7 protein-coding genes are annotated in these 6,225 nt (G+C 74.1%); 4 read left to right on the top strand and 3 right to left on the bottom strand.

The annotated features are described in order from the left end of the window. Positions 1-317 precede the first annotated feature (317 nt). Entirely contained in the window at positions 318-749 is a 432-nt protein-coding gene (locus ACFV9H_RS40900) for an Lrp/AsnC family transcriptional regulator (protein WP_385409002.1), read from the bottom strand. A 69-nt stretch (positions 750-818) separates the two neighbouring features. Between ACFV9H_RS40900 and ACFV9H_RS40895 the strand changes: the two genes are divergently transcribed. From ACFV9H_RS40895 to ACFV9H_RS40885, 3 genes are all read left to right on the top strand, one after another. Further along, positions 819-1,475 (top strand): LysE family transporter, encoded by a 657-nt coding sequence (locus tag ACFV9H_RS40895; protein ID WP_385409000.1) that lies wholly within the window; start codon positions 819-821, stop codon positions 1,473-1,475. Positions 1,476-1,562: 87 nt separating this feature from the next. After that, positions 1,563-2,204 carry a hypothetical protein gene (locus ACFV9H_RS40890; RefSeq protein WP_385408998.1) on the top strand — a complete coding sequence of 214 codons (642 nt, stop codon included), beginning with the start codon at positions 1,563-1,565 and terminating at the stop codon, positions 2,202-2,204. A gap of 4 nt (positions 2,205-2,208) precedes the next feature. Next, positions 2,209-3,552, top strand: coding sequence for a carboxyl transferase domain-containing protein (locus tag ACFV9H_RS40885; protein ID WP_385408996.1), 1,344 nt, complete (start codon positions 2,209-2,211; stop codon positions 3,550-3,552). Here the strand turns inward: ACFV9H_RS40885 and ACFV9H_RS40880 are convergent. Together ACFV9H_RS40880 and ACFV9H_RS40875 are read right to left on the bottom strand one after the other, a co-directional pair. Continuing rightward, positions 3,549-4,631, bottom strand: coding sequence for an esterase-like activity of phytase family protein (locus ACFV9H_RS40880; RefSeq protein ID WP_385408994.1), 1,083 nt, complete (start codon positions 4,629-4,631; stop codon positions 3,549-3,551). The two genes, ACFV9H_RS40885 and ACFV9H_RS40880, sit on opposite strands and share 4 nt — an antisense overlap. A gap of 115 nt (positions 4,632-4,746) precedes the next feature. Next, complete coding sequence (locus ACFV9H_RS40875; protein WP_385408992.1) at positions 4,747-5,559, bottom strand: helix-turn-helix domain-containing protein; 813 nt, start codon at positions 5,557-5,559, stop codon at positions 4,747-4,749. 48 nt (positions 5,560-5,607) lie between these two features. On the opposite strand from ACFV9H_RS40875, the gene ACFV9H_RS40870 reads away from it, so the two are divergent. Continuing rightward, positions 5,608-5,973, top strand: coding sequence for a cupin domain-containing protein (locus ACFV9H_RS40870; protein ID WP_385408990.1), 366 nt, complete (start codon positions 5,608-5,610; stop codon positions 5,971-5,973). The last annotated feature ends 252 nt before the right edge of the window (positions 5,974-6,225 follow it).

Here is a 6,225-nt window from a genome sequence, read left to right as displayed (position 1 = left end):
GGCCATCTGGCACAACCGGCAGACGGGAACACCCACCACCCGCTCACTGATCGCCTACGACCACTGACCCGAGCACTTTGGACTTACTCGTCTAGTGCTGTGGCCGGAAAGGTTTGCCGGGGCGCGGCGTTCGGTGCGGTGCATCGCGAGGCGGAGGGCCGCGCTCGTACTGGACGTACTTGCGCGGTCCGACAACGCGGCGAGGTGCCGTGCCGAGCGCCGTGCCCCGGTGAACCTTTCCGGCCACAGCACTAGGCGTCTTCCGGCCCCGGGCAAGGGAATCCAGCCTCGCCGGAAGCCCCCGTTCACCGGCGGAGCTACTGGCGGGTCGCAGATCGAAGGGCGATCCGGGTGCTCGACTGGGCGACCCCGGCGTCCCGCTTCAGCCGCCGCAGCAACGCGTCCAACGCGGCCGGATCGGCGGCGCGAGCCCGTACGAGGTAGTCGTACTCCCCCGTCACGTGCACCACCTCCGTGATCCCGGGCAGTTTGGCGACGCGCTGCTCGAACTGCTCGTTGGTGGTGTCCTGGCGCAGCGTGAGGTCGATGAAGACCACGAGCCCGCCCCGGGTGTCGGCGGCCGGATCCACGACGACGGTGAATCCGCGGATCACCCCGTCCCGGCGCATCCGGCGCACCCGGTCGGCGGTGGCGTTGGCACTGAGGCCCACCCGGATGCCCAGGTCCCGGTACGAGATCCGCGCATCCTCCTGCAGGATGCCGAGGATTTCCCTGTCGAGGCGGTCCATGCCGCGATTCTCGCAGTCGGGCCCGATATCCGCCCGCACATCCGGCCCCGGCCGCCCGACCCTCTCGACATGACCGAACTCCTCTCCCCCGCTCTGGGCGGCGCGGCGGCGGGCCTGGGCGTGGCGATGCCGATGGGCGCGATGAGCGTGCTTCTGCTCCAGGAAGCGATGCGCCACCGCCGCACGGCGATCGCCGCGGCCGCGGGCATCGCGACGGTGGACCTCGCCTATGCGGCCCTCGCCACCGCCCTGGGCCCCTGGGTGGCCTCCCACATCTCCCCGATCGAGGCCTGGGTCCGGCTCGCCTCGGCGCTCATCCTCCTCACCATCGCCATCCACGGCCTCACCAAGTCCCGCCGAGCCCCGGCCCCGCCGGCGCGGAGCCCCGGGGTGGGGGCCGGGGCCGCGCCCACGCCGCGCCCCGGGCCGGCCAAGGCCTTCGCGCGGTACGTCGGGCTCACCGCCGTCAACCCCACCACCGCCCTCTACTTCGCCGCCCTCACCACGGCCCAGGGCGAATCCCTCCGCACCGGGGCGGCCGGAGCCGCCTTCCTCATCGGCGTCGGCGCCGCCTCGCTCCTCTGGCAGCAGACCCTCGTCGGTGTCGGCGCCCTGGCCGGCGCCCGCATCTCCGACACCGCCCGTGTCTGGACCTTCCGCCTCGGCTACGGCCTGGTCGCCGCCTACGCCCTCAAGATCGCCTTTCCGCTGCCGGCCCTGGGGTGACTCGCCAGGGAGCGGTCAGGGGCCGCTCGGGGTGGCCTCGGGGTGATGCCGGATACGGGCCGGCGCCCCGATCGACATGATCGGTGCATGACCAATCGACCGCTGGAACACCGCCGGCCCGCCGCCCTCACCCGGGCCGCCTTCATCACCGCGCCCCTGTGCATCCTGGCGTACGGGGCCATCCGGCTCAGCGATCCCGACCACGGTCCGGGCCTCGCCTGGACCACGGGCCACATCGCGCTCCTCGCCGGGGTGTTGCAGTTCGCCCTGGTCTTCCCGGCCCTGCGCCGGATGACCGGGCCCGCCACCGGAGCGGCGGGCCGGCTGAGCGCCGGCGCCGCCGCCTCGCTCGGTCTGACCGGCACGCTGGCGGTCGTCGCCCAGGCCGCCATCGACCTCGTCGTCGGCCTGCGGGCCGCCGACCGGCCGGGGATGGAGCGGCTCTTCGAGGAGGTCCAGAGCCATCCCGGAGTGCTGCCCGCCGTCTACACCGTCGGCCCGACGCTGTTCTACGTCGGGCTCGTCTGGCTCATGGTCCAGCTCGCCGTCCAGCGTCGCATCAGCCCCTGGCGCCCCGTCGTGGTGGTGCTGGGTACGGTCACCATGGCCGCCAGTTTGGACCTGATGCCGATCGGCGCCCTCCTGTTCGCCGTGGCGCTCTTCCCCCTGTCCCTCCCGCTGCCCGCCCCAATTCGCCCGGCCCGATCGGCGGAACACCCCCTAGGGTGACCCCGTGACGACGACCCGCCTCTCGGCCCGTGCGGCCATCGCCTCCGTGACCGACCCGGGGAGCTTCGCCGAACTCCCCGTCCCCCACCGGGAGTCACCGCCCGACGGCCCCCTCGCCTGGGCCGGCTACGACGACTCCCGCGCCCGCGCCGCCGAGCGGACCGGGGAGCGGGAGTCCGTCGTCGCCGGCACCGCCCGCATCGGCGGCCACGAAGCGACCGTGATCTCCTTCGAGTTCGGCTTCCTCGGCGGGTCCCTCGGCGAACGCACCGGAGACCGGCTCGAAGCCGCGTACGCGTACGCCCGCGAGCACCGCCTCCCGCTCGTCTCGCTCATCGCCACCGGTGGCTCCCGCATGCAGGAGGGCATGCTCGCGCTGACCCAACTCCAGCGCGTGGCCCGCCAGTGCGTGCTGACCCGGGCCGCGGGGCTCCCCCAGCTCGCCGTCCTGCGCGACCCCACCACCGGCGGCGGGTGGGCCACCCTGGGCGCCGGGGCCGACGTGGTCCTCGCGCTGCCGGGGGCGCAGGTCGGCTTCGCGGGCTCCCGGGTGCGTCCGGCGGACGCCGATCCGGCGGCCTACTCCGCCGAGGGGCAGTACGCCGCCGGCCACGTGGACGCCGTGGTGCCCGGCGCCGAGCTGCCCGGCGCCCTCGCCGACTGGCTCGGCGTGCTGACCGCGCCCCGCCCCGCCGGTCCCGTCGAGCCGCCGGCCGCGCTGGCGGACGTCGCGCCGCCGCCCACCGGCTGGGACGCCGTCCGGCAGGCCCGGCACCCCGACCGCCCGCGCGCCGAGGCGTACCTGGACGCGTACTTCGCCCTCCGCCTGCCCCTCTCCGGCGACCGCGCGGGCGGCACCGACCCCGGCATGCTGTGCGGGTTCGGGCTGCGCGAGGGACGGGCCGTCGCGTACGCAGCCCAGTGCGGCACCGCGACCCGCCCGGCGGGCTACCGTACGGCCGCCCGCGTCATCCGCCTGGCCGACCGGCTCGGCATCCCGGTGCTCACGCTGGTGGACACCCCCGGCGCGGCCAACGACGCCGCCGCCGAGCACGCGGGCGCCGGCGCCGCCATCGCGGACACCTTCGCGGCAGTGGCCGGCGCCACCGTCCCCGTCACCACCCTCCTCATCGGCGAGGGCGGCTCGGGCGGCGCCCTCGCCCTGGCGGCGCCGGGGAACACCTGGGTCACCCCGGACAGCTACTTCTCGGTGATCGCCCCGGAGCTGGCGGCGGCCATCCTCAAGCGCCCCCCGGCCGCCGCCCCCGCCACGGCCGACCAACTCCGCATCCGCCCCCAGGACCTGGTGGCCCTGGGGGTGGCCCGCGGCATCGTCACTCCCGGCTAGGGCCTGTCGTCAAGGTGGCGCTTCGGCAGCCGCACGTCCACCCGGTACAGCCGTGTGATCTGCTGCGCGAACTCGTTGTCGTCGCCGGCCAGCAGCAGCCGCACCCGCCCGGCACCGTCGTAATCCGTGACGACCATGCCCTCGACGTTGTCCACCAGGGGATGGTTCTGCGGCAGCTTCGACGGCGCCCCGAGCGTCGGGCAGTCGTTGAAGTCCCCGATCGCCGTCTTCCGCGCGAGCCGCAGCCCCGGCCCCTCGGTCAGCGTCCGCACGGCCGACGTGTCCGTCGCGCCGAGCGGATCGGCTACGTACAGCCGCACGGTGATCGCGAACTCCCGCGTGAATCCGCGCTCCAGCACGATCAGCCGCCCGTCGCGGGTCGGGGCGAGTTCGACGAGGCCGTGCCCCGCGTCCACCGGGTAGGCGTACTGGCGGGCCGGTACGAACTCGCCGCCGCGCCGCTCCCAGGTCTGGATCCGCTGCAGGGTCCGGCCCTGTGCGTCCTTCCCGTCACCGGACAGCGCGCCCTCGACCCCCGCGACCAGGGTGTGGCCCCCGGGCAGCAGGGTCAGCGACTCGAAGGTGGTGTTGGGGGTGGCCCGGCCCTCCGGCGCGAGGCGGAAGTCGTCGGGGATCGGCAGTGTGCCCAGCACCTGCCCGTCCCGGCCGTAGCGCCGGATGGCGGGCGCGAACTCGTCCGTGATCAGGTACGACCCGTCCCGGTCGACGACGATCCCCTCGGAGTCGATCGGCTTCCCGGCGCCGTCCGTCAGCGGCAGCCGGGCGGTGGCCCGGGCCGTCGGGGTGTCCCCGCGCTCCACCTTCAGCGAGTACAGCGCCGACTTGTCGGAGACGGCGGCCACCGTGCCGTCCTTGTCGACGGCGAGACCGGAGATCCCGCCGACCAGCCGCCCGTCGAGCGTGGTCTTGTCCGGCGAATCGGAGTAGCCCGCGACGGAGAGGTACGGGGAGCAGGCGCCCCCGTGGGACGACTCGACCGCGGCCGCGGCGGGCGGCGCGAGCGTGCCGCAGAGCGCGGCGGTGGCCACCGCGGTGGTGGCGAGCGTACGAAGGCGCATGAAGGCCTTCCTCCTGATGCGACGGATGACTCGGAACTGCCGAACAGTCATATGTCGAATCGAAAGGAATAGGAAGGCCTCGCAACACGATGGCAACGAACCGGCCAACTCCCCTTCACATCCGGCCGGATCGGGCGAACCGGGCCGGACTGGTCCCCACGTGCCGCCCGAAGTGCCGTGTCAGGTGCGCCTGGTCGTAGAAGCCCGCCGCCACGGCCGCCTCGCCCGTCCGCATTCCCGCCAGCAGCAACCGCCGCGCCACCGCCACCCGCCGCCCCGTCAGGTACGCGTGCGGCGGAAGCCCGTACGCCGTCCGGAAGCTCCGGATCAGCTGCGTGGGATGGACGTGCCCCAACTCCTCCGACGCCTCCTCCAGCGTGATCCCCTCGACCACCCGCGCGTCGAGCAGCTCCCGCAGCCGCCCGGCGAGCGCCGCGCCCCGCGCCGCGCCCTCCGGCGCCTCGCGCCCGGTGAGCCACCGGTGCAGCCGCTCCCGTACGAAGGCCAGCCGCGACTCGGCCTCGAAGGGCTCCGGCTCCGCGAGCGCCAGATGCAGCCCGTGCACGCGCTCGCGCAGCGCCGGATCGGCCAGCAGCGGGCCGTCGACGGCGGCTCCGGTCAGCCGCTCCGGCAGCACCGAGGTGTCCAGGTACAGCACCCGCTTGCGGAAGCCGGCCTCGGTCACGGTCCGCCCGTCGTGCACCACGCCGGGCGGCAGCAGGATCACCTGTTCCGAGACCCCGACGCCGTGCCGCTCCCGGTCGAGGGCGAAGTCGACGCGCCCGCCGTCCAGGATCATCAGCGTCCAGGTGTCGTGCACGTGGGCGGGGTAGGCGTGCTCGGTGAAGCGGGCGTGGAAGACCTCGGCGATCCCCTTCACCGGCGGCTGCCAGGCGGAGACGGTGCTGCGCGGTCGGATGGCGGCCATGTCAGGAACGTACAAGACCGCCTTCGCCCGGTCCGCCACGCTGCCCCCATGACGAAGACACAGAAGGTCGACATCGCCGAGAAGCTGGCCGGTTTCACCGAGCAGTGGGCCCCGCGCCGCGTTGCCCGCGTCAACGATTACGAGGTCAAGGTCGCCAAGATCCAGGGCGAGTTCGTCTGGCACGCCCACGAGGACACCGACGAGCTGTTCCTCGTGGTCGCCGGCACGCTGACGATCCGACTGCGCGACGGGGACGTGGTCCTCGGCCCCGGCGAGATGTACGTCGTCCCGCGCGGGGTGGAGCACTGCCCGGCCGCCGACGAGGAGACGTCGATCCTGCTGTTCGAGCCGTCCGGCACCACCAACACCGGTAGCGCGGGAGGCGCCCGCACCCGGGAGGCGGTGGACGCCTAGTGCTGTGGCCGGAAAGGTTTGCCGGGGCGCGGTGTCCGGTGCGGTGCATCGCAAGGCGGAGGGCCGCGGCCCGTACTGGACGTACTTGCGCGGCCCGACAACGCGGCGAGGTGCCGTGCCGGGTGCCGCGCCCCGGTGAACCTTTCCGGTCACAGCACTAGGGCCTGTCGTCAAATTCCCGTCGTCGCCCGAAGGGCGGCCCCGCGGCGTCTGGTGCGTGCTCTCGGCGTGCCGGGCGGAAGCCCTCGTACT

Source organism: Streptomyces sp. NPDC059874 (genome assembly GCF_042731135.1).
Taxonomy (GTDB): domain Bacteria; phylum Actinomycetota; class Actinomycetes; order Streptomycetales; family Streptomycetaceae; genus Streptomyces.
This window is presented reverse-complemented; position numbering and strand designations above follow the sequence as displayed.

Coding starts and splice junctions, on each gene's coding strand:
- ACFV9H_RS40900 (WP_385409002.1), bottom strand. CDS start 749: ATGGACCGCCTCGACAGGGAAATCCTCGGCATCCTGCAGGAGGATGCG.
- ACFV9H_RS40895 (WP_385409000.1), top strand. CDS start 819: ATGACCGAACTCCTCTCCCCCGCTCTGGGCGGCGCGGCGGCGGGCCTG.
- ACFV9H_RS40890 (WP_385408998.1), top strand. CDS start 1,563: ATGACCAATCGACCGCTGGAACACCGCCGGCCCGCCGCCCTCACCCGG.
- ACFV9H_RS40880 (WP_385408994.1), bottom strand. CDS start 4,631: ATGCGCCTTCGTACGCTCGCCACCACCGCGGTGGCCACCGCCGCGCTC.
- ACFV9H_RS40875 (WP_385408992.1), bottom strand. CDS start 5,559: ATGGCCGCCATCCGACCGCGCAGCACCGTCTCCGCCTGGCAGCCGCCG.
- ACFV9H_RS40870 (WP_385408990.1), top strand. CDS start 5,608: ATGACGAAGACACAGAAGGTCGACATCGCCGAGAAGCTGGCCGGTTTC.